This window comes from Cyanobium sp. Tous-M-B4 (genome assembly GCF_024345395.1).
Taxonomy (GTDB): domain Bacteria; phylum Cyanobacteriota; class Cyanobacteriia; order PCC-6307; family Cyanobiaceae; genus Cyanobium_A.
Genome location: NZ_JAGQBA010000001.1, coordinates 434,480 through 455,633 on the forward strand (window position 1 = coordinate 434,480; position 21,154 = coordinate 455,633).

The window sequence follows — 21,154 nt, forward strand, 5'->3', positions numbered from 1 at the left end:
TTTGGTTCGGCCCTTACGGCCCCGTTCGGTTGGCACCACTGGCAGGTAGGGGCAACCGGCAGCGCTGCTTTAAGGCGGCGATCACCCGGCCGGTGGCGTCGGGATGGCCCTGCACGCTGAAGGCTTCCCGCTCCAGTTGCCGCTTGCCGTGGTGGTATCGGGTGGTGAGGATGCCGCTGATTTCCTGCTCCACCACCGGGTTGAGCCGCACGCTCCAGCCCAAGGGCTGCAGCACGCCGGTGGGACAGCTCTGGGCTGCGTGAATGGCCTCATGCAGCAACACCTGCCGGCCGATGCCCAGCTCGAAGGCCACCGGCGCGATCCAGAGGGTGCGCGTTTTGGCTTGGAACAGGCCGTAGGCGCCGCGTACTGGCGGCGGGGCCAGCCGCACCTGAAAGCCTCGCTGCTGCAGGGTGGTAACCAGGGGGCGCAGCTCGGCGGGCAGCTGGGGCGGCGGCGCTGGGATGGCGGCGATCACAACAGGTTTGACTTCACAACAGCTGGGTGCATCACAACAGCTGGGTGCATCACAACAGCCACCAGCGGCTGAAGCGGGCGGCTTGGCCGCAGGGCTGACCGCTGCCGTCGCGCAGGGTCCAGAGGCGGGCGGCTTCGATGGCAAAGCGGCGGCCGCGGCTGTCGATGCGGATGCCCCGGTAGCCCGCGATCGCTTCTTTGGCTTGGGCTGCCACCAACGCCTGGCGGCGGCTGGCCCGCTCGGCTGGCTCGGCGGTGAGCCGCGACGGCATGCCCACCATCTCGGCCCAGGGGCGCTGCCACAGGCGCAGGGCCGCCCGGTTGGCATAGATCAGCCGGGGCCCTGGATCGCTGCTGGGATCGGCGCCGTCATGGGCCAGCAGCACCAGTTCGGCGGCAAACAGCTCTTGGGCCACCAGCAGGGGCGACGCGTCGGCGGCTAGGCCGGCGATCAGGGGGGTGCCGAAGGCGCGCTGGTAATTGCTGAGCAGGCACAGGGCCAGGCCTTGGGCCGCCGGCGTCAGCCAGGGGGGCGGGCTAGGGAGCTCAGCTGTCATCACCGTTGGCCGGGCCCATGGCCTTGGCCATGGCTAGGGCCGCCAGCTGCTGGCCGTGGGCCTTGAGGTGCTCCAGGAAGTGGAGATTGGCCTCGGGGAAGCGGGGTTCTTCCGCAAGGGGCAGGGGACCGGCGGCATCGAGGCCGGTGTCGCCCTCCAGGGCTGGAGTGATCACAACCAGATCCGAATCGAGGGCTGCGCCGTAGCGCCACCAGCGGTTTGGGTCCTTGATGGCTGGATGCACCGGTTGCAGGGCCACCGCGGCGACCGTCTGGGAGCCCTGTTTGGCGGCAGCCTGTCTGGCCTGTTTTGCCAGCGCCTTGCGGCGTCGCTTGGCCAGGTCGGCCAGCAGTTGGGCCCGGGTGCGGCCGCGCATTTGGAACAACACAAAGGGGTCTTCGCTGAAGCGATCGCCCATCAGGTAATAAACGGCGCTGACGTGTTTGCAGGGGTTCGCCTTATCGGGGCAGCTGCATTCGCTGCGCACCTCCTGCAACTTGAACGGAAACAGGCGCTTGCCGCTGGCCGCGAAGGCGCGCTCGATGTCTTGGGGCATGACACCGGCCAGCAGCTGGGCCGACCAGCGCGCCTTCTGGGTGAGGGCGTCGAGCACGTAGTTCCAGTCGTCGTCGTGGAGCACGTCGAGCCAGAGCTTCACCTTGTAGGGCTCCTCATCGGTGCCCTGCACCCGGGCATGCACTCGCCGCCCCTCAAAGCGGATCGAGGTGACATTGCCGCTGCGGGCATATTCCCAGGCGCGCTCCAGTCGCTTCTTGAAGCGGTAGGAGTTGATCAGCTCCATCCACTGCTCCACCCACCAGGGCTGCTGGGCCAGGCCTTGGTCGCCGAGCTGGGTGTTGATGGTGCTGGCGTAGGTGGTGGGGGTGAGGGTCATGGATTCAATCCTCCTCGCTCAGGGCCACTAGATCTTTGAGCTGGCCCACATCAAAGCCGCCGAGCCAGTCTTCACCGGAGCCGACGATCTCAGCGGCCAGCTTTGATTTTTCCTTGATCATGCGGTCGATCTTTTCTTCCACCGAGCCGCTGGTGATGAACTTGTGCACCAGCACCCGATTTTGTTGGCCGATCCGATAGGCCCGGTCGGTGGCCTGGTTTTCCACGGCCGGGTTCCACCAGCGGTCGATGTGGAAGACGTGGCTGGCTCGGGTGAGGTTGAGGCCCACACCGCCAGCTTTGAGCGACAGCAAAAACAGCTGGGGGCCGCGGGGGTCGTCCTGGAAGCGATCGACCATCGCCTGGCGTTCGGTTTTGCTGGTGCTGCCGTAGAGGAACGGCACCTCCTGGCGCCATTTGCGCTCCAGGTGGGCCTTGAGCAGTAGCCCCCACTCGGCGAACTGGGTGAACAGCAACGCCCGGTCGCCCGCCTCGATCACCTCCTCGAGGATCTCTTCGAGCCGCTGCAACTTGGCGCTGCGGCTGCTGAAGCTGCCGTTGCCGCTGGCCAGGGCGGTCTCGGCGTTTTCCTTTAGGGCCAGAGCCGGGTGGTTGCAGATCTGCTTGAGCTTGGTGAGCAGGGCCAGCACCTGGCCGTGCTTCTGGCCCAGCGGTGCCCGGGCGATGGCATCGAGGCTCTCGTCGACTGTCTTGTTGTAGAGCTTCTTCTGCTCTGGAGCCAGGCCCACCCATTCGTTGAGCTCCACCTTCTCCGGCAGGTCGGAAATGATCGACTTGTCGGTTTTGAGGCGCCGCAGGATGAAGGGCCCCACCCGGCTTTTGAGATCCCGCAGCGACGACATGTCGCCGTAGCGCTCGATCGGCAGCCGGTAGCGCTGGCGGAAGAAGGGCTCATCGCCGAGCACCTTGGGGTTGAGGAAATCCATCAGCGCCCACAGCTCGCTGACCCGGTTTTCCACCGGCGTGCCGGTGAGGGCAATCCGGAAGCGGCTGCCCCCTTTGCCGCCGCGGCTGGGGCGGGCCAGGTCCCGGGCCGCTTGGCTTTGTTTGGCGGTGTGGTTTTTGATCGCCTGGGCTTCGTCGATCACGACCCCCTGCCAGTCGATGCTCTCGAGCAGCTCGCTGTCGCGCTGCAGCAGGCCGTAGCTGGTGAGCACCAGATCCACGCCTTTGAGGGCTTTTTTGAGGGCCTCGGGGCTGGAGGGCCGGCGCGGGCCGTAGTGCTCCCACACGCCCAGCTCGGGGGTGAAGCCGTGGGCTTCCCGCTTCCAGTTGGTGAGCACCGAGGTGGGCGCCACCAGCAGCACCGGCCGTTTGAGCTCGTCTTCGGCCTTGAGGTGCTGCAGGAAGGCCAGCAGCTGGATCGTTTTGCCCAGGCCCATGTCGTCGGCCAGGCAGGCGCCTTGGTCGAAGCGGTGCAGGAAGGCCAGCCAGCCCAGGCCCCGCTCCTGATAGGGCCGCAGCTGGCCTGAGAAGCCAGGTGGGGCAGGCAGGGGGTCGGGTGCCTTCTGCTGGTGGTATTGCTCCAGCACGGCCTGCAGCCGGGGGCCGGCATCGAAGTGGTGCACCGGCAACCGGTGGAAGGTGTCGCCTTCGCTGGCGGTGAGCCGCAGGGCGTCGTCGAGGCTCAGGCCCGGTTTGGCGCCGCTGAATTTATTGGCGTTCTTGAGATCGAGGGGCCGCAGCTCGATCCAGGCCCCCTTGTGCTGCACCAGGGGGCTGCGTTTGGTCTCCAGGCGATCCAGGTCCCGCAGGGTCAGGGTGACCCCGCCGATCATGAATTCCCATTCCCAGGTGAGCGTTTCGCCCAAGGTGAAGCCGCGCGATTTCTCAGGCAGCTCGGCGGTGATCGACAGGCCCAACCGGCTGGCCAGGCCCCCTGCGAGGCTGGCCGGCAGCACCACGCCCACGCCCACATCGCGCAGCTGGTGGGCGCCGGTGCGCACCAGTACAAACGCCTCGGCTGGCGTGAGCTGCATCGTTTCCGGGGTGGCCGAATCCAGCCCCCGCACGATCGGTTCAAACACCGTCAGGGCCCGGCCCATGCCCTCAAGCAGCAGCTCGCTCGGTTGGGGCACGGCCACTTCGCCCATCTGTAGGCCCCGATCGCCGGCGGCCCAGACGGCGGCGGCGGGCACCCGCAGGCTCGGGTCGGCTTCCGCTTGCAGCCCGAAGCGCAGCTCCCACAGCTCCTCGCCCTCGGCGGGGGTGAATAGCTCCAGGCAGGTGCGGGCTGGCTCCACCTTGCCCGCCACCCCTTCACGCCAGTGGTGGGTGGCGATGCTGAGCCGCTCTAGCTCCTCCTCGCCCAGGCTGAGGCTGCCATCGCCCTTGCCCAGGGCCTTCTGCCAGGCCGCCAGCAAGGGATCGAGCCCCTCGGTGCTGGCACTGAAGCCCACCCGCAGCTGGCCATCGAGCAGGGCTTCCAGCAGGCTGGCCACCCGCAGACGCCCGCTGCCGGGACGGCGGCAGGCGAGGGAGGGGTCGCCGCTGGGGCCGGCGGCCAGGGCGCAGGTGGCCACCTGGGGCAGGCCGCTGGCCAGGTCTTCGAGGCGGCGGCGGTCGTCTTCGCGGTTGAGCAGGGGCAGCCAGCGGGCCTTGCCCTCGGCGATCTGGGGCAGCCAGCGGCCGCGGGCGATCAGGCTCAGGGCCCAGCGCTGCAGGTGACTCCACCAGCGCAGCTCATCGGCCATCTCCGGGTGCTCACCCGCCAGGGGTACCTGGCTGAGCCATTCGCCCGCATTGGCAGCATCGAGGGCCCAGCCCTCCACCTGCCAGGGCCACCATTCGAGCTGTTTGGGAATCGGTTCGCCGGCCTGCAGGGGCAGGCCGCTCCAGCTGCTGGCACTGGTGCGGCGGCCCTTGGCCGCCTGGTTGCGGCTGGGCAGGCTCAGGGTGGCCCTAGCTGGGCGCAGGGCCTCTGACCACAGCCCGTTGTCATCGAGCCAGGTGGCCAGGTCGTCTTCGTTGAGGGCCAGGGGGTGCTCAGGGGCCTCCAGCTTTGGCACGGCAGGGGTCGCCACCCGCCAGGTGTCGGCCCACAGGAATAGGCGGCCGCCCGAACCCTCGGGGGGAAACAGCCAGGTGGCGTGCAGCAGGCTCATCCCAGAATATTCAGGGCCGGCGGATCAGCACCGGTGGATCAGGGCATGGGCGTCGGCCCGGGGGCAGACAGAACGCGTTGCGTTAGCAGGCGTGATCCGTGCCGCAACAGATGCAGCAGCAGAGCGGCGCCGACCAGCGGCAACCAGGCACGAACCATCCCCATCATCACAGTTGGCGCAACCTTGACCATCGCCGCTGTCAGAGATAGCTGAGATGGCCAGCTGGCGAAAGACGGCAAGCCCAGGCTGTGGATGCCGCAGACGGCTCCGACCAGGCCCGCCTGGAGGTGGCTGTCATCAGGGTCTACCCGCTGTAGATGGAACGCCAGCAGGCCATAGAAAAAGCCGCAGCCGCCAGCCCGGAGGCTTGATTCGATGCCCAAGGGCAACCCCAGGGCAAGGGCTGCCAGTCCGGCGCCAAGGGCCCAGGCAATTGAGCGCAGGCGCAGCTGGTGGCGAGATGGCGAGGAGGCGACCTGACTCACGCTGGGGCCCCTATGGGGTCGGGTCTTGGCTGGGCGATCATGCCTTGTTAAGGCCTGTTTGAGTGTCGATGAGTCAGGGACCGTTGCGGCAGCCCCAACGCACTCTCCACCTCCACGCTGGTCCTCACAAGACCGCCAGCACCTATTTGCAGGCGAGGTTGCAGCTGAATCGGCGCGGTTTGGCAGGACTAGGTCTGCGATATCCCACGCCATGGGGAGAGGATTCCCATCGCCATCTCGCTCGGGAGCTGCAAACGGGTCGATTTGAAGCCCTGGAGCAGCTCTTGGGCCGTCAACGCCCCTGGAGTGGCGATTTGCTGCTCAGCGCCGAACACTTTGTGCCCCTATTGGCTGATGCCGGCAGCCTGGCCCATTTGCAGCAAGTCAGCTCTAGGCACGGCTTCGGCCTGCACGTGATCAGTTTTGTACGGCCCCAGGCAGAACTGCTTAATTCCTTTTATGCCCATGTTTTGGGGCGGCTCTACGGCACTCCAGGTTTCGGCGCCTATGTGAAGGCCCAGCTCGGTGGTCGCCGCCTGCGAGGCCCTGCCCGGCGTTGCTGGATTCGCATTGCCCCGCTGGCCCTCGACCTGGAGCAACGCTTCGCATGCCTGCTCATGGCACCGGGTTTATGCACCAGCTTTTTGCCTTTTGCGCCCAGGCGGCAGGACCCGTTTGAGCAGCTTCTCGATGCTGTGGGTCTGCCACAGGCAGCCTGGCGTCCGGCACCTGCAGCACAAGCCAATGAACAGTTGGGTCGGCGCGGCTTGGGCCTGGCCTACCTGCTGAACGCCGAGCTTGATGCCCTGCCAATCCGCCGCAACCGGCTGATTGCGGAGCACGGGTTAAATCGTTTGACGGCCAGGATTCGCACCCTTTCGCGTCAACGAGGCTGGGTTAATGAACGCTTTAACGGTTGGCAGGGGCGCTTGCCTGTCTTGCTGCAGCAAAGCCTTGGGGCCAGCAACGTGCGTTTTGCCCAGCGGGTTTGGGCTCAGCCGTGGGACAACGTCTTTTCCCACTCTTTAATTGGTGCTACCAGGGGCTTGGTGCTGGATCAGGAGCTGCAGGAGGAGGCAAAATGTTTGTTCAGCAGTTATCGATGTCGACTGCCCCAGGCGCTGCGCTGAGCGATCATGCCCTGCTCAGGGTTGTATTGCTTCGCCATGGCCGTCACAGCACATACCGGTCGTCCTCGCACCGGTGCTGAGATCCGCGCCGCTTTCCTCGATTTTTACGAGCAGCGGGGCCACAAAGCGATGGCGAGCGCTTCGCTGATCCCGGACGACCCGACGGTGCTGCTCACGATCGCCGGCATGCTGCCGTTCAAGCCGGTGTTTCTTGGCCAGGCGCCGCCGCCGGCGCCTAGGGCCACTAGCTCCCAGAAGTGCATCCGCACCAACGACATCGAAAACGTGGGCCGCACGGCGCGGCATCACACGTTTTTCGAGATGCTCGGCAACTTCTCCTTCGGCGACTACTTCAAGGAGCAGGCGATCCAGTGGGCCTGGGAGCTGAGCACCGGGGTGTTCGGCCTCTCGCCCAACAACCTGGTGGTGAGTGTGTTCCGCGAAGACGACGAAGCCGAGGCCATCTGGCGCGATGTGGTGGGCGTGAACCCCAAGCGCATCATCCGCATGGATGAGGCCGACAACTTCTGGGCGTCGGGCCCCACCGGCCCCTGCGGCCCCTGTTCGGAGATCTACTACGACTTCAAACCCGAACGCGGCGACGACGGCATCGATCTCGAGGACGACGCGCGTTTCATCGAGTTCTACAACCTGGTGTTTATGCAGTACAACCGCGACGCAGGCGGCACCCTCACGCCGCTGGCCAACCGCAACATCGATACGGGCTTGGGCCTCGAGCGCATGGCCCAGATCCTGCAGGCGGTGCCGAACAACTACGAAACCGATCTGATCTTCCCGCTGATTGAAACGGCGGCGCAGCTGGCTGGGGTCGACTACCGCGGCCTCGACGCCAAGGGCCAGACATCGCTCAAGGTGATCGGCGACCACAGCCGCGCCATCACCCAGCTGATCTGCGATGGCGTCACGGCCAGCAATCTGGGCCGTGGCTACATCTTCAGGCGCCTCCTGCGCCGCGTCGTGCGCCACGGCCGGCTCCTTGGCATCGACAAGCCTTTCCTGACGGCGATGGGTGAGGCGTCGATCGCGTTGATGCAGGCCGCCTACCCCCAGCTGCTGGAGCGCCGTGAGGTGATCCTGGCCGAGCTCGCCCGCGAGGAGGCCCGCTTCCTGGAAACCCTGGAGCGGGGCGAGAAGCTGCTGGCTGAGGTGCTAGCAGCCAAGCCAACCCAGATCAGCGGTGAGCAGGCCTTCGAGCTCTACGACACCTACGGCTTCCCGCTGGAGCTCACCGAGGAGATCGCTGAGGAGCAGGGGCTCACGGTGGACCTGGCCGGCTTTGAGGTAGCGATGGAGTCCCAGCGCCAGCGGGCCAAGGCCGCGGCGGTGAGCATCGACCTCACCCTGCAGGGGGCTATTGATCAGGTGACAGCCGCTGCGGCCGCCACCGCGTTCAAGGGCTACGAGGCGCTCGAACACCCCAGCTGCGTGCTGGCCCTGGTGGTGAACGGTGAGCCGGCGGAGCGCGCCAGCGCCGGCGACACGGTGCAGCTGGTGCTCGACACCACGCCCTTCTATGGCGAAGGCGGCGGTCAGATCGGCGACCGCGGTGTGCTCTCCGGCGATGGCGTGATCGTGGCGATCGAGGCGGTGAGTCGCAACCGCAGCGTGTTTGTGCACAGCGGCCGCATCGAGCGCGGCAGCCTGGCGGTGGGTGATCTGCTGAATGCCCAGGTGGACCGGGCCTGCCGCCGCCGCGCCCAGGCGAATCACACGGCCACCCACCTGCTGCAGGCGGCTCTTAAGCAGGTGGTGGATCCCGGCATCGGCCAGGCTGGCTCGCTGGTGACCTTTGATCGGCTGCGTTTCGATTTCCACTGTCCCCGGGCCGTGACACCGGCGGAGCTGGAGCAGATCGAGGCCCTGATCAACGGCTGGATCAGCGATGCCCACACCCTTCAAGTGCAGGAGATGGCGATCGAGCAGGCCAAGGCCGCCGGTGCGGTGGCGATGTTTGGCGAGAAGTACGCCGATGTGGTGCGGGTGGTGGATGTGCCCGGCGTGTCGATGGAGCTCTGCGGCGGCACCCACGTGGCCAACACCGCCGAGATCGGCCTGTTCAAGATCGTGAGCGAGGGTGGCGTGGCTGCCGGCATCCGCCGCATCGAGGCGGTGGCAGGCCCGGCGGTGCTGGCCTACCTCAATGAGCGCGATGCGGTGGTGAAGCAGCTGGGCGAGCGCTTCAAGGCCCAGCCCGGCGAGATTGTCGAGCGTGTGGCGGCACTGGCCGACGAGCTCAAGGCCAGCGGCAAGGCCCTGGCGGCGGCCCGCGGCGAGTTGGCGCTGGCCAAGGCTTCAGCGCTGGCGGGCCAGGCCCAGGCTTTTGGCGAGTTCCAGCTGCTGGTGGCCCGCCTGGATGGTGTCGAGGGGGCTGGCCTGCAGAGCGCGGCCCAGGGCCTGGCTGATCAGCTCGGCGCTGGCGCCGCCGTGGTGCTGGGTGGTCTGCCGGATCCGGCCGATCTGGCCAAGGTGATTCTGGTGGCGGCCTTTGGCCAGGCGGTGATCGCGGCCGGCCCCAAGGCTGGTGCCTTCATCGGCGCGGTGGCCAAGGCCTGCGGCGGTGGCGGCGGCGGCCGGCCCAACTTGGCCCAAGCGGGCGGGCGCGATGGGGCGGCGCTGGATGGGGCCCTGGAGCAGGCCCAGGCCCAGCTCGTGGCGGAGCTGGGTTGAGCCTGACTCAGCCAAGCTGTTGCCAGAAATCACCGAGGCTCCATGGCTTGGAATCTGCTCCGGTTGTTGCCGCTGCTGTTGCCCTTGCTTCCCGCGGCTGGGTTGGCCCAGTCCCAGGTGCAGCTTGCTTGCACGGGCACCCTGGTTGAGGCTCGCGGCAGCGCTGAGCTGAAGCGACCCACCCAGCGCCTGCGTTTTTCCCTGACCCTGGAAGCGGAGGAGCCCAGCACCGATGCGGCTCTGGCCCGCCTGCAGCGACGCCTGGCCGAGGTGCGCACCAGGCTCAAAAGCCTGCAGGTGGTTGATCTGGAGGTCACCTCCCCTTCCACCTGGCAGCGGCCCGCTAGCCGTGACAAAGCTGGGGCGGTGCAGGCCAGCCTGCAGGTGTCTGGCCAGCTGGCGCCTGCCCAGCTGCAGCCACTGGTGCGTCAGGTGGGCGGGCTGCCGGGGGTTCGCCTGTCGCCCGTGGCCACCGAGGCGGATGCGGCGGGTGATCGGGCCGCCAGGCGGCAGTTGTTGAGAGCCGCCTACCAGGACGCCTTGCAGCAGGCCCAGGACGTGGCTGCTGCGATCGGCCTGCGGGGACTGCAGCCCCTGGAGGTGCAGCTTGAAGGTGGGGGCAGGCCAGTGGCCATGCGGGCGCTGGCCATGGCTGATGCGGCAGTTCCACCCTTTGACCCCGCTGAGCTGCCCGGTCCGATGGAGCGCCTCAGCCTGCAGGTGCGTTTCTGCGCCCGTTGAGGTGCACTAACGATTCAATTGGGGTCAAACCTGGATATTGGCTCCATTGTGGAGCCCTCAGGCCTCCTCTCTTCCCTACGGCGTGGCGCCATTTGAAGCTTTCAACCTGTTTTTGATGCTGGCGATGGGCCACTTTGTGGCTGATTTCGCCCTGCAAGGTGATCGCATGGCCGTTGAAAAGTGCCCTGGCCAGGGGGTGGTGTTGGGCTGGGGCTGGTGGTTGGTTGCCCATGCCGGCATCCATGGCTTTTTTGTGGCCTGGATTACGGGCGTGCCCCTGCTTGGCTTGGCGGAGTGGTTGCTCCATGGCCTGATTGATCTGGGTAAGTGCCGCCGCTCCTACGGCATGGGCATGGATCAAGGTCTGCACCTGCTTTGCAAGTTGGTTTGGACCTTGGTGGCTGTGAGTTGTTTCCCCGCCTCTGGGCTGACGCTCTAGCCCAGTTTCCATAGGCTTGGCTCACGACCGCGCTCTGGGCATGGCTACGAAAAGTGCTGAGCAGTTGGTCGACCAGACCCTGGTGGAGGTGTTGGATATCGCCACCGCCCTTAGCAGCGCCAGCGATCTGCGCACCCTGCTGCACCTGATCCTCAGCAAGTGCCGCCAGCTCACCAACAGCGATGCCGGCAGCATCTTCCTGGTGGAGCGCCCCGATCCTCGCCAGCAGCCTGAGGCCAGTGATCAGCTGTGGTTTGCGGTGTCCCAGAACGCCACCATCGAGGCCCGCAGCGGTGGCGCCATGGAGGCCCAAGTGCTCGACATTCGCTTCCCGTTGTCGCCGGAGCGGCTGGTGGGCTGGAGTGCCCTGTCGGGGGAGGTGCTCAATATTCCGGATGTCTATCAGCTCGATCCTGGGCTGCCCTACCGCTTCGACCGCGGCATGGACCAGAAGCTCGACTACCGGGCCGTGTCGATGCTGACGGTGCCCATGCGCTCCACCAACGGCGAGATCGTTGGGGTAGTGCAGCTGATCAACCGCAAGCACGATGCGGCCACCTTGATCACCCCAGAGACAGCCCATGGCCAAACCCGACCCTTTGATGCCTTCGACCAGACCCTGATCGAGGCCCTGGCCAGCCAGGCGGCCGTTTGTGTGGAGCGCACCCGACTGCTGCAGAGCCAGGAGCAGCTGATCGACGCAATCATCGCCCTGCTGGCCGGCGCGATTGACGCCAAGAGCCCCTACACCGGTGGCCACTGTGAGCGCGTGCCGGAGCTGGCGCTGCTGCTGGCCGAAGCGGCCAATGGGGTGCAGCAGGGCCCCCTAGCCGACTTCCACCTGGAGGGTGAGGAGGCCTGGCGGGAATTTCGCATCGGCGCCTGGTTGCACGACTGCGGCAAGGTCACTACTCCGGAATACGTGGTTGATAAGGCCACCAAGCTCGAAACCAACTACAACCGCATCCACGAGGTGCGCACCCGCTTTGAGGTGCTGTTGCGCGACGCCCGCATCGCCCAGCTGGAGGGCCAGTTGGCCGGCGGGGATGCCACCGCACTGCAGCAGAGCTACGACGCCACGGTCGCCGCGCTGCAGGAGGAATTTCGCTTCGTGGCCGAGAGCAACGAGGGGGGCGAATTTTTTGGGCCGGAGCAGGTGGAGCGTCTGCAGCAGATCGCCCAGCGCAGCTGGCAGCGCCATTTCGACGACAGCCTGGGACTGTCCTGGGAGGAGCGGGCCCGGCGCTGCCCCGCTGGCACCGAGCCCGAGGTGCTGCCGGTGAGCGAGCCGCTGCTGGCAGATAAGGCCTGGCACGTGATTCCCCGCTCGCCCCAGCTGCTTCCCGATCCCCGCTATGGCTTCCAGATGGAGGTGCCGGAGCATCTCTACAACCTGGGCGAACTCCACAACCTGGCGATCTCACGGGGAACTCTCACCGCCGAGGAGCGCTACAAGATCAACGATCACATCGTGCAGACGATTGTGATGCTGGAAAACCTGCCCTTTCCCCGCAATCTCTCGCGGGTGGCGGAATACGCCGGCACCCACCACGAAACCCTCGATGGCAAGGGTTATCCGCGCCGGCTCACGGCGGCCGAGCTCTCTGTGCCCTCGCGGATCATGGCCATCGCCGACATCTTTGAAGCCCTTACCGCCGCTGATCGGCCCTACAAGAAGGGCAAGCCCCTGTCGTCGTGCATCGACATCCTGGCTGGCTTCCGCGACCGCAACCATATCGATCCCGACCTGTTTGAGCTGTTGCTTCGCTCGGGCCTCTACCGCACCTATGCCGAGCGCTACCTGCGCCCCGAGCAGATCAACGAGGTTGATATTGAAAAATATCTGCAGAAAATTTAGTTCTGCAGATAGGTGGTCTGACGCAGGCTCGTTTCCAGGTGGGCCATCAGCCGGCGGGCGTCGCTGATGCCCAGTGAGCCTTTGCCGATGGCTGCCTCGCTGGCCACCCGCAGCCGCTCCAGCAGCAGCTCCGGGTTGTGCTCCATCACCTCCAGCACCTCGGCATTGGTGTCGCCGCGCACCACGTGATCTAGCTGGTAGCCGCCGCTGGCCTTGAGGCGGATGTGCACGGCGTTGGTGCTGCCAAACAGGTTGTGCAGGTTGCCCATCACCTCCTGGTAGGCGCCACCGAGGAACATGCCGATCCAGTAGGGCTCCCCTGGACGCAACGTGTGCAGCTCCAGCAGGGGTTTCACCTGGCCCCGCCCCGTGTGCCCGGCCGGATCGATGAAGCGGGCGATTTTGCCGTCGGAATCGCACGTGAGGTCGGCGAAGCTGCCCAGGGCTTCTGGTTTTTCGTCGAGGCGGTGGATCGGCAGCACCGGAAACAGTTGGTCGATCGCCCAGGTGTCGGGGGCCGAGCGAAACACCGAGAGGTTGGCGTAGTAGGTGGAGGCCAGGGCTGCCGGCAGGGCCCGTAGCTCCTCGGGGATCACCGTGGCCGCGGGCAGCCCTTTGAGCCGTTCTGCGATGGCTTGGCAGCAAGCCCAGGTGAGCTGCTCGGCCAGGCCCCGCTCCGGCAGGCTCAGGTAGCCGAGGCGGAAGGCGGCCAAGGCGTCGTGCTTGAACTTGAGGGCGTCGTTCCAGGCCTCCTGCAGGGCTTCCACGCTGGCCTCAGGCGCTGTGATGGCGGCGTAGGTGTCGCGCAGGTTGCGCAGGATTAGGGCTTCGCCCTCTTGGGGTGTGGGCACGGCACCGGGCAGGCTGCCGGCGCCGAGCACGTCGAACACCAGCACCGAGAAATGGCTCGCCAAGGCTCGGCCGCTTTCGCTCACCAGGGTGGGCACGGGGATGCCGTGGGGTTCGCAGCATTCCTTCACCGTGGCCACCACATCGTTGGCGTAGTTCTGCAGCGAGTAGTTGGTGGAGGCGGCGCTGGCGGTGCGGCTGCCGTCGTAGTCGATGCCCAGGCCGCCGCCCACATCCAGGTAGCCCATCGGCGCCCCCAACTTGGTGAGCTCTCCGTAGATCTGGCCGGCCTCCTGCAGGGCGTCCTTGAGCACGGCGATGTCATTGATCTGGCTGCCTACGTGGAAGTGCAGCAGGCGCAGCTCGCCCAGCAGATCGGCAGCCCTTAGAGCCTCCACCGTGGCCAGCAGGTCGGGGATGCCCAAGCCAAATTTGGCCCGCTCCCCCACCGAGCTGCCCCAGCGGCCGGTGCTGCGGGCCGAGAGCTTGGCGCGGATGCCGATCAGGGGCGCCGCACCCAGCTCGCGGCTGGCGCTGATGATCCGCTCCACCTCATCGGCCTGCTCGATCACCACCACCGGTTGGCGCCCCAGGCGCCTGGCAAGGATTGCGGTCTCCATGTAGCGCTGATCCTTGTAGCCGTTGCAGATCAGCAAGGCCTCGGGGTCGTCGATCAGCGACAGGGCAATAAGTAGCTCCGCCTTGCTGCCGGCTTCCAATCCGAAATGCCAGCGCCGGCCGCTGCTCACCAGTTCCTCCACCACGTGGCGCTGCTGGTTGCACTTCACCGGAAACACCCCCTGGTAACGGCCGGCGTAGCCGTACTGGGCGATGGCCCGCTCGAAGGCGCCGTGCAGGCGTTCGAGCCGGTCTTCGAGGATGTCGTCGAAGCGAATCAGCAGGGGCAGGCTGAGGTCGCGGCCCTGCAGCTCCTGCACCAGCTCCATCAGGTCGAGGGAGCCGCCCCGGTCGCCCCGGGGCTGCACCATCACGTGGCCGCGATCGCTCACGGAGAAATAGGGGTCGCCCCAGCGATCCAGCCCGTAGAGGGCGGCGCCGGCGGCGGCTGTCCAGGTGTCGCTGTTCGACGCGCTCACGGCAGGGGGCTGGTGGGGGGCGGTGATCACGGCACCACTGTGCTTGCCAATGGGCAGGGCCGCCGCGGACGATGAGCCGGATTGACTTCTCCTCCATGGCCGCCGAACGCTCTTTCATTGCCATCAAGCCCGACGGCGTTCAGCGCGGTCTGGTCGGCGAAATCCTCGGCCGCTTCGAGCGCAAGGGCTTCAAGCTGGTGGGCCTTAAGCAGCTCACCCCCAGCCGCGAGCTGGCTGAAAGTCACTACGGCGTGCACAGCGAGCGCCCCTTCTTCGCCGGCCTGGTGGACTTCATCACCTCCGGCCCAGTGGTGGCGATGGTGTGGGAAGGCGACGGCGTCATCGCCAGCGCCCGCAAGCTCATTGGCGCCACCAAGCCCCTCGAGGCCGAGCCCGGCACGATCCGCGGCGACCTGGCCGTCAACATCGGTCGCAACGTGATCCACGGTTCCGATGCCCCCGAAACCGCTGAATTCGAAATCGGCCTGTGGTTCCAGCCCTCCGAGCTGAGCGACTGGACCCCCGCCGATCAGGTCTGGCGCGTCGAGGGCTGATCAGTTCCGCTCAAATCGCCGCCAGCTGAAGTTATTCAGCTGGTCCTGTTTTGCCGTTCCTAGGTCGCCAAGGATCGCTCCCGCCACCAATTCAGCGGTGATCGCTGCCAGCAGCACGCCGTTGCGGTGGTGCCCCGCGGCCAGCCACAGGCCGGGGATGGGGCTGGTTCCAAGCAGGGGTGCTTCGTCTGGGGTGTGGGGCCGAAAGCCCCACCAGCGCTCCATCGGCGGCCAGGCGCTCGCCTCCGGCAGCAGGCTGGCTAGCCCCTCCTGCAGCTGGCGCTGGCCAGCGGGGGTGAGCCCCTCGCTGAAGCCGGCCTCGGCTTCGCTGGTGGCCCCCACCACCAGCAGACCGTCTTGCCGCGGCACCAGGTAGGTGCCGGGCCCAAAAATCACCCGCCCCAAGGCCTGCCGCGGCCCCTGCAGCGACAGCATCTGGCCCTTCACAGGAGCGATCGGCAGCTGGGGCAGTAGCTGGGCGCTCCAGGCACCGCAGGCCAGCACCGCCCGCTCAGCGGTGAGATGGTGCTCCTCCCCTTCGGCGCTGCGTAGACGCACCCCGCTAAGGGCGCCGGTCGGGCCGCAGACCAGTTCCAGCACCTGGCTGCCCTCCTCAAAGGTCACCCCCAGTTCCACGCAGGCCCGCTCCAGGGCGCGCATCAGCCGGCGGCGGTTGTCGATCTGGCCGTCCTGTTCAAACAGCAGGCCGGTCTGCCAGCGCTCGCCGATGCCCGGTATCTCTTGCTCCAGGCCGCGGCGATCGAGCCCCTGGCCGAAGGCGGCGGTGGGATAGGCATCCCGCTCCGCCGAGGTGGCGAAGGGCACGACGATGCCGCAGGGCCGTAGACCGCAGCTCAGGCCGCTGTCGGCTTCGATCTGGGCCACCCAGGAGGGGATGAGCTGCAGGCTGGCCTGCCCCAGGGCGAGCAGGTCGCCGGCGAGCCCCTCGGCGTGGGGCGCCAACATGCCGGCGGCTACGAATCCTGCTGCCTCGCTGCGGCGCCGGCTCAACACCCGCACTGCTTCGCCGCGGCGGGCGAGCTGGTGGGCCATGGCCAGGCCCATCAGGCCGCCCCCCAGCACCGTGATGGCTGGCCCCTTGGCTGCAGTCATGGCTGGGCAGGCGCCGCTGGCTCCAGCCCCAGCACCGTGGCTCCGCAGGAGCGCAGGGCAGCGTCGGCGGTGAGTAGCAGCAGTGGTTCCTGGCGGCTTTGCACGAGCAGCAGCTGGTCGAACAGGTCGCTGGGGGTGGCGCTGCAATCCAGCTCGGCCAGGGCTAGCAGGTGCTCATTGCGCAGGGGCAGCCAATGGAAATGCTGACGGGTCACCTCCTGCTCCAGGCGAGCCAGGTCCAGCTGCACCCGCCCTTGTCGTTGCTTGAGGGCCAGTTCCCAGAGGCTCACCTGGCTCACGAACACCTCTGCTCCCGGCGCCTGCACGGCCGCGATGGCCCAGGCCGGCAGACGCGGGTCGTCGGCTAGCCACCAGAGCAGCACCTGGGTGTCGAGCAGCAGGCGTTTCATTGCAGCGGTGCGTCGAAGTTGGCGGCGATGGCAATGGCGTGGCGCATGGCGCCCGGTGCGTGGGCGGCGCTGGGGGTTGGCACCCAGGCGCTGAGGCGGGCTACCGGTTTGCCTGCTCTAGCGATCCATATCTCCTCGCCCTGCTCCACCTGGAGCAGCAGGCGTGAGAGCTGGGTTTTGGCCTCATGCACATTCACCAGCTGGGGCTGGTTGCTTGGTGTTGGCTCAGTGGGGAATGGCGGGAAGGCCACGGCTGCAAAAACCTCTGGACTTAGTTTTAGCTTAGCTAACCAACTCAAATTACTGTCCGCCCGGGAGCCCCAGTCCCCAGTCCCCCAGTCCCCTAGTCCCTGTTAAGCCGGCGTCCAGTGCCTCCCCATAGGATCAGCTGAGGCATTGATACAGGCCATGGCAGGCGCGGCAGTAGCACCAGCATCACTAGCCCCATCTCAGCAGGCTCCTTGGGAGGCGGTGATTGGCCTGGAGACCCATGTGCAGCTGGGCACCGCCAGCAAGATTTTCACCAGCGCCTCCACCGCCTTCGGCGATGCCCCCAACACCCATATCGACCCCGTGGTGTGTGGCCTGCCTGGCACCTTGCCAGTGCTTAATCAAAAGGTGCTCGAGTATGCAGTAAAGGCAGCCCTTGCCCTCAACCTGCATATTGCTGAGCACAGTAAGTTTGATCGCAAGCAATATTTTTATCCCGACCTGCCCAAGAATTATCAGATCTCCCAATTTGACGAGCCAATCGCCGAAGATGGCTGGATTGAAGTGGAGGTGGCCGAAAAAGGCAAAGAAACTTATTTGAAGCGTATCGGTATAGAAAGGCTTCACATGGAAGAAGATGCCGGCAAATTGGTGCACGCCGGCAGTGATCGTCTAGACGGCTCCACCCACTCCTTGGTGGACTACAACCGCGCCGGGGTAGCTCTTGCTGAGATTGTCAGCAAACCGGATTTGCGCACCGGCCGAGAAGCGGCGGAATACGCCTCGGAGATTCGCCGGATCATGCGTTATCTGGGCGTGAGTGACGGCAACATGCAGGAGGGTTCCTTGCGTTGCGATGTAAACATCTCCGTGCGGCGCGGCCCTGATGCCCCCTTTGGCACGAAGGTGGAGATCAAGAATATGAATTCCTTCTCGGCTATTCAGAAGGCGATTGATTACGAGATTCAGCGCCAGATCAAGGCCTACGAAGCCGGTGAGCCGGTGCGGCAGGAAACTCGCCTTTGGGACGAGTCCAAGCAGCTCACTAAGAGCATGCGCGGTAAAGAGGGTGCCAGCGACTACCGCTACTTCCCCGATCCCGATCTTGGCCCCATCGAGGTAAGTGATGCCCAGCGGGAGGGCTGGCGAGCCGAGCTGCCCGAGTTGCCCGCTGCTAAGCGCCACCGTTACGCCGAGCAGCTGGGTCTATCGATCTACGACGCCCGAGTGCTCACCGATGAGCGCTCGATGGCTGAATACTTCGAGGCCGCGGTGGCCGCCGGCGCTGACGCCAAGGGCATCGCCAACTGGGTCACCGGCGATATTGCTGCCTATGTAAATGCCAACAGGCTGGTTATTGCCGAGTTGCCCCTTAAGCCCGAGCAGCTAGCTGAGCTGGTGCAGCTGATTGAGGGCGGAATTATTAGCGGCAAGATTGCTAAAGAGATTCTGCCCGAGTTGCTTGAGCAGGGCGGTTCCGCTAAGGCGATCGTGGCAGAGCGTGGTCTTGGCATGATTAGCGACCCTGCCGCGATAACGGCGATTGTGGAGGAGCTGCTTGCCGCCCACCCCGAGGAGGTGGAAGCCTTCCGCGGCGGTAAAACCAAGCTGCAGGGCTTCTTTGTGGGTCAGCTGATGAAAAAAACCGGCGGCAAGGCCGACCCCAAGCTCGCCAACCAGTTACTGATCCAGAAGCTCAACGGCTGAGCACCTGCTCCACTTCGGCGGCGAGTTGCTCGGGCGTGCCCCGGTTGTTGAGCACCACATCTGCCAGCTGGCGCTTGCGCGCCAGCGGCCACTGGGCGGCTATCCGGGCGCGGGCATCGGCCTCGCCCAGGCCATCCCGGGCCATCAATCGCTGCAGCTGCTGTTTCTCGTCGCAGTCCACCAGCCAAACCTCGCTGCAGAGCGCTTCGAGGCCCGCCTCAAACAGCAGCGGAATCATCAGCACCACTATCGGCGCCGCCCCCAGCTCCTCCAGCTCGGCTGCGAAGCGCGCCCGCACCAGCGGATGGACTAGCTGCTCCAGCCAGCGCCGCTCGGTGCGATCGCCAAACACGATCTGCCCCAGGGCGGCGCGATGGATCTCTCCGCCGGGTGCCCGGACCCCAGCCCCGTAGCGCTCCAGCACCGCTTGAGCTCCCGGGCTCCCGGGTGCCAGCGCTTCGCGTGCAAATAGATCCGCATCAAGCAGCGGCAGGCCTCGCGCCGCTAGCAGCCGGCCCACGCTGCTCTTGCCGCTGGCGATGCCGCCGGTGAGGCCGATGCGGCGTGCAGCAACCATGGGTTGAGGAGGGGCGTGGCGCTATTCCATGCTCAGGTTCGCAGCAGCTGCAGCCCTTGACCCACCCCTGGCACCCGATCCCCGGCGGCATTACCGCCCCGGTGGGCTTCCAAGCAGCCGCTGTTACCGCGGGCCTGAAGTCTTCCGGCAATCCCGACCTCTCCCTGCTGCTGGCGCCCGAAGGCGCGGTTTGCGCCGGCACCTTCACCACCTCGGTGGTGCGGGCCGCCTGCGTTGACCTCTGCGCCGAGCGCCTGGCGGCCTCCGGCGGTCAGGCCCGGGCGGTGCTCACCAATTCCGGCCAGGCCAATGCCTGCACCGGCGATCGGGGCCTGATCGATAGCTTGCGGGCCACCCAGGCCGTCGCCGATCGGTTGGGACTAGCGCCAGAAGAGGTGCTGATCTGCTCCACCGGTGTGATCGGCGTGCCGATCCCGATGGACACCTTGCTGGCGGGCCTGGATCCCTTGGTGGCGGCCCTCAGTCCCGAGGGTGGCGCCGCGGCAGCCACCGCCGCAGCCACTGCCATCCTCACCACCGATCTGGTGGCTAAGCAGATCGCCCTAGAGGCGGATCTGGGCGGCCGCAGCGTGCGCATCGGCGGCATGGCCAAGGGCTCGGGAATGATCCACCCAAATATGGCCACGATGCTGGGCTACCTCAGCTGCGACGCGGGCGTGCCCGCCGAGGTCTGGCAGGCGATGGTGCGGCGGGCGGTGGATCGCTCCTTTAATGCGATCACGGTGGACGGCGACACCAGCACCAATGACACGTTCCTGGCCTTTGCAGCCGGGGAGCTCCTAGGCCACGAGCACTTTGAAGCGCTGGAGGCCGGCCTGACGGCGGTGTCGCAACACCTGGCCAAGGCGATCGCCCGCGATGGCGAGGGCGCCACCTGCCTGATCGAGGTGCAGGTAGAGGGCGCGGCGGATGACGCCGGCGCTCGTGCCATTGCCCGCACTGTTTGCGGCTCGTCGCTGGTGAAATGCGCCGTGCATGGCCGCGATCCCAACTGGGGCCGGATCGTGGCTGCCGCCGGCCGGGCCGGCGTGCCCTTCGATTCCGAGGCGGTGGCCCTCTGGCTGGGCGAGCACCAGCTGATGGCCGCTGGCCAGCCCCTGGCTTTTGATCGTGCCGCCGCCAGCACCTATCTGCAGAGCGACACGGTGATTATTCGCCTGGTGGTGGGCAATGGCCCCGGCACAGGCGTCGCCTGGGGCTGCGACCTTTCGGCTCAATATGTCCGCATCAACGCCGATTACACTACCTAGTCGCTAATCCCTGTTATGGCAGTCGTTTTGAGTACCCTGATAATGCTGCTAACGGTTTGCTAACGCTTGATACGCACATAGTCGCCCTTGTGAGTGTTTTGAGGTGCTTGGGGGTCTTCACACCAGCAGAGGCAGCAGCATCTCGCCCAGCACTCCAAGAACCTTCACGGAGGGGTTGTGGAGCAGTTCAGGTGCGGTTGAGACCTCTCTGTTGATTACTTACCAACCTCTTTTGCAGAGGTCGTCAATCTCCTCTATTAACACACCTTTATTGTCAAACCTTTTGATTTTAAGTTTCATCGTGCTTATTGTGAGAAGAGAATGAACCTGCTGTCCTCCCCATATTGGTCTATCTATTTTGCCCCAGTATAGTTTCCCCTCTTTTTCATATGTATTATATGTCCCTACTATGCTTTTTCCACCAGCACCATCCCAAACCACCTCTATTTTTTTCTTATCTTTGATATAGTTATAATACACTCTATTCATTTCCTTTGGATTTAATCCTTGTGGGTTTAGTTTTATTGATTGGGTTTTGCAGTTAAACTTTTTAAGTGCTCCCATATCAAAAAAACTAAAAGAGCAAAGCAAGGGGGCAAGGATCGCGATTGCTCCAACAAACAAGTATTTTCTCATCTTTCCTTGCTGAACGATAATACTTCTATCGTATCATCTGGTTCTAACTATTCCATCAATTCCTCCAAGAACCTTCACGGAGGGGGTGAAGGGTATTGACTGGGAACAAGAACTCAACTCGATAAAGGCGATGCTGCTTGCCGCTGCCTTGTAGGAGAGATTTTTTCGACGGGATTTTTTTAATCAGGAGATATTTACCTCTCAATCTGGTCCGCATATAGATTAAGGTAGTTAAGCATTTTTATATACAGAACTGCCCAAGTCTGGGTTGTAACCACAGTCCTTCATAAACTCGTCAAACAGTTTTACTCCTCGCTTTGTAGGAACTTTGTTTGC

The 21,154-nt window shown here is 65.3% G+C and carries 19 protein-coding genes; 8 read left to right on the top strand and 11 right to left on the bottom strand.

Annotation, left to right across the window (positions count from 1 at the left end):
• Nucleotides 1-13 precede the first annotated feature (13 nt).
• Genes KBY73_RS02185 through KBY73_RS02205 form a run of 5 tightly spaced genes read right to left on the bottom strand, consistent with a single transcriptional unit; the run spans nucleotide 14 to nucleotide 5,538 of the window.
• A complete protein-coding gene (locus KBY73_RS02185) occupies nucleotides 14-478 on the bottom strand; it encodes a hypothetical protein (RefSeq protein ID WP_254935448.1) in 465 nt (154 codons plus the stop codon).
• A 49-nt stretch (nucleotides 479-527) separates the two neighbouring features.
• Nucleotides 528-1,034 (bottom strand): MEKHLA domain-containing protein, encoded by a 507-nt coding sequence (locus tag KBY73_RS02190; RefSeq protein WP_254935449.1) that lies wholly within the window; start codon nucleotides 1,032-1,034, stop codon nucleotides 528-530.
• Nucleotides 1,024-1,929, bottom strand: coding sequence for an SWIM zinc finger family protein (locus tag KBY73_RS02195; protein WP_254935450.1), 906 nt, complete (start codon nucleotides 1,927-1,929; stop codon nucleotides 1,024-1,026). The genes KBY73_RS02190 and KBY73_RS02195 overlap by 11 nt, the downstream gene beginning before the upstream one ends.
• 4 nt (nucleotides 1,930-1,933) lie before the next feature.
• Nucleotides 1,934-5,053: a DEAD/DEAH box helicase gene (locus KBY73_RS02200; protein ID WP_254935451.1), complete on the bottom strand. Its 3,120-nt coding sequence runs from the start codon at nucleotides 5,051-5,053 to the stop codon at nucleotides 1,934-1,936.
• Between the two features lie 38 nt (nucleotides 5,054-5,091).
• Complete coding sequence (locus KBY73_RS02205) at nucleotides 5,092-5,538, bottom strand: hypothetical protein (RefSeq protein ID WP_254935452.1); 447 nt, start codon at nucleotides 5,536-5,538, stop codon at nucleotides 5,092-5,094.
• 68 nt (nucleotides 5,539-5,606) lie between these two features.
• On the opposite strand from KBY73_RS02205, the gene KBY73_RS02210 reads away from it, so the two are divergent.
• The 5 genes from KBY73_RS02210 (at nucleotide 5,607) to KBY73_RS02230 (ending at nucleotide 12,394) form a co-directional block, all read left to right on the top strand.
• Entirely contained in the window at nucleotides 5,607-6,668 is a 1,062-nt protein-coding gene (locus tag KBY73_RS02210; protein WP_254935453.1) for a hypothetical protein, read from the top strand.
• 36 nt (nucleotides 6,669-6,704) lie between these two features.
• Nucleotides 6,705-9,356, top strand: a complete 2,652-nt coding sequence (alaS, locus tag KBY73_RS02215) for an alanine--tRNA ligase (RefSeq protein ID WP_254935454.1) — start codon at nucleotides 6,705-6,707, stop codon at nucleotides 9,354-9,356.
• 42 nt (nucleotides 9,357-9,398) lie between these two features.
• On the top strand, nucleotides 9,399-10,097 hold the full coding sequence (locus tag KBY73_RS02220) for an SIMPL domain-containing protein (protein ID WP_254935455.1): 699 nt from the start codon (nucleotides 9,399-9,401) through the stop codon (nucleotides 10,095-10,097).
• An 82-nt stretch (nucleotides 10,098-10,179) separates the two neighbouring features.
• On the top strand, nucleotides 10,180-10,536 hold the full coding sequence (locus tag KBY73_RS02225) for a DUF3307 domain-containing protein (protein ID WP_315858391.1): 357 nt from the start codon (nucleotides 10,180-10,182) through the stop codon (nucleotides 10,534-10,536).
• A gap of 40 nt (nucleotides 10,537-10,576) precedes the next feature.
• Nucleotides 10,577-12,394, top strand: coding sequence for an HD family phosphohydrolase (locus KBY73_RS02230; RefSeq protein ID WP_254935456.1), 1,818 nt, complete (start codon nucleotides 10,577-10,579; stop codon nucleotides 12,392-12,394).
• Here KBY73_RS02230 and speA read toward each other — a convergent pair.
• Entirely contained in the window at nucleotides 12,391-14,340 is a 1,950-nt protein-coding gene (gene speA, locus KBY73_RS02235; RefSeq protein WP_254935457.1) for a biosynthetic arginine decarboxylase, read from the bottom strand. The two genes, KBY73_RS02230 and speA, sit on opposite strands and share 4 nt — an antisense overlap.
• A 95-nt stretch (nucleotides 14,341-14,435) precedes the next feature.
• Here speA and ndk point away from each other — a divergent pair, with 95 nt between their 5' ends.
• Nucleotides 14,436-14,894 (top strand): nucleoside-diphosphate kinase, encoded by a 459-nt coding sequence (ndk, locus tag KBY73_RS02240; RefSeq protein WP_254935625.1) that lies wholly within the window; start codon nucleotides 14,436-14,438, stop codon nucleotides 14,892-14,894.
• Here ndk and KBY73_RS02245 read toward each other — a convergent pair whose 3' ends face one another.
• Genes KBY73_RS02245 through KBY73_RS02255 form a run of 3 tightly spaced genes read right to left on the bottom strand, consistent with a single transcriptional unit; the run spans nucleotide 14,895 to nucleotide 16,668 of the window.
• Entirely contained in the window at nucleotides 14,895-16,007 is a 1,113-nt protein-coding gene (locus tag KBY73_RS02245) for an FAD-binding oxidoreductase (protein WP_254935458.1), read from the bottom strand.
• Nucleotides 16,004-16,417, bottom strand: a complete 414-nt coding sequence (locus tag KBY73_RS02250; RefSeq protein ID WP_254935459.1) for a type II toxin-antitoxin system VapC family toxin — start codon at nucleotides 16,415-16,417, stop codon at nucleotides 16,004-16,006. The genes KBY73_RS02245 and KBY73_RS02250 overlap by 4 nt, the downstream gene beginning before the upstream one ends.
• Nucleotides 16,414-16,668 carry a type II toxin-antitoxin system Phd/YefM family antitoxin gene (locus KBY73_RS02255; RefSeq protein WP_254935460.1) on the bottom strand — a complete coding sequence of 85 codons (255 nt, stop codon included), beginning with the start codon at nucleotides 16,666-16,668 and terminating at the stop codon, nucleotides 16,414-16,416. Before KBY73_RS02255 ends, KBY73_RS02250 begins: the two co-directional genes overlap by 4 nt.
• Nucleotides 16,669-16,825: 157 nt before the next feature.
• Between KBY73_RS02255 and gatB the strand changes: the two genes are divergently transcribed.
• The gene (gene gatB, locus KBY73_RS02260; RefSeq protein ID WP_254935461.1) at nucleotides 16,826-18,334 is read left to right on the top strand and encodes an Asp-tRNA(Asn)/Glu-tRNA(Gln) amidotransferase subunit GatB; all 1,509 of its coding nucleotides are present in this window, start codon (nucleotides 16,826-16,828) and stop codon (nucleotides 18,332-18,334) included.
• Here gatB and coaE read toward each other — a convergent pair.
• A complete protein-coding gene (gene coaE / locus KBY73_RS02265; protein WP_254935462.1) occupies nucleotides 18,324-18,911 on the bottom strand; it encodes a dephospho-CoA kinase in 588 nt (195 codons plus the stop codon). The two genes, gatB and coaE, sit on opposite strands and share 11 nt — an antisense overlap.
• Nucleotides 18,912-18,967: 56 nt before the next feature.
• Here coaE and argJ point away from each other — a divergent pair, with 56 nt between their 5' ends.
• Nucleotides 18,968-20,182, top strand: a complete 1,215-nt coding sequence (gene argJ, locus KBY73_RS02270; protein ID WP_254935463.1) for a bifunctional glutamate N-acetyltransferase/amino-acid acetyltransferase ArgJ — start codon at nucleotides 18,968-18,970, stop codon at nucleotides 20,180-20,182.
• 219 nt (nucleotides 20,183-20,401) lie between these two features.
• Here argJ and KBY73_RS02275 read toward each other — a convergent pair whose 3' ends face one another.
• Entirely contained in the window at nucleotides 20,402-20,818 is a 417-nt protein-coding gene (locus KBY73_RS02275; RefSeq protein WP_254935464.1) for a hypothetical protein, read from the bottom strand.
• Between the last annotated feature and the right edge of the window lie 336 nt (nucleotides 20,819-21,154).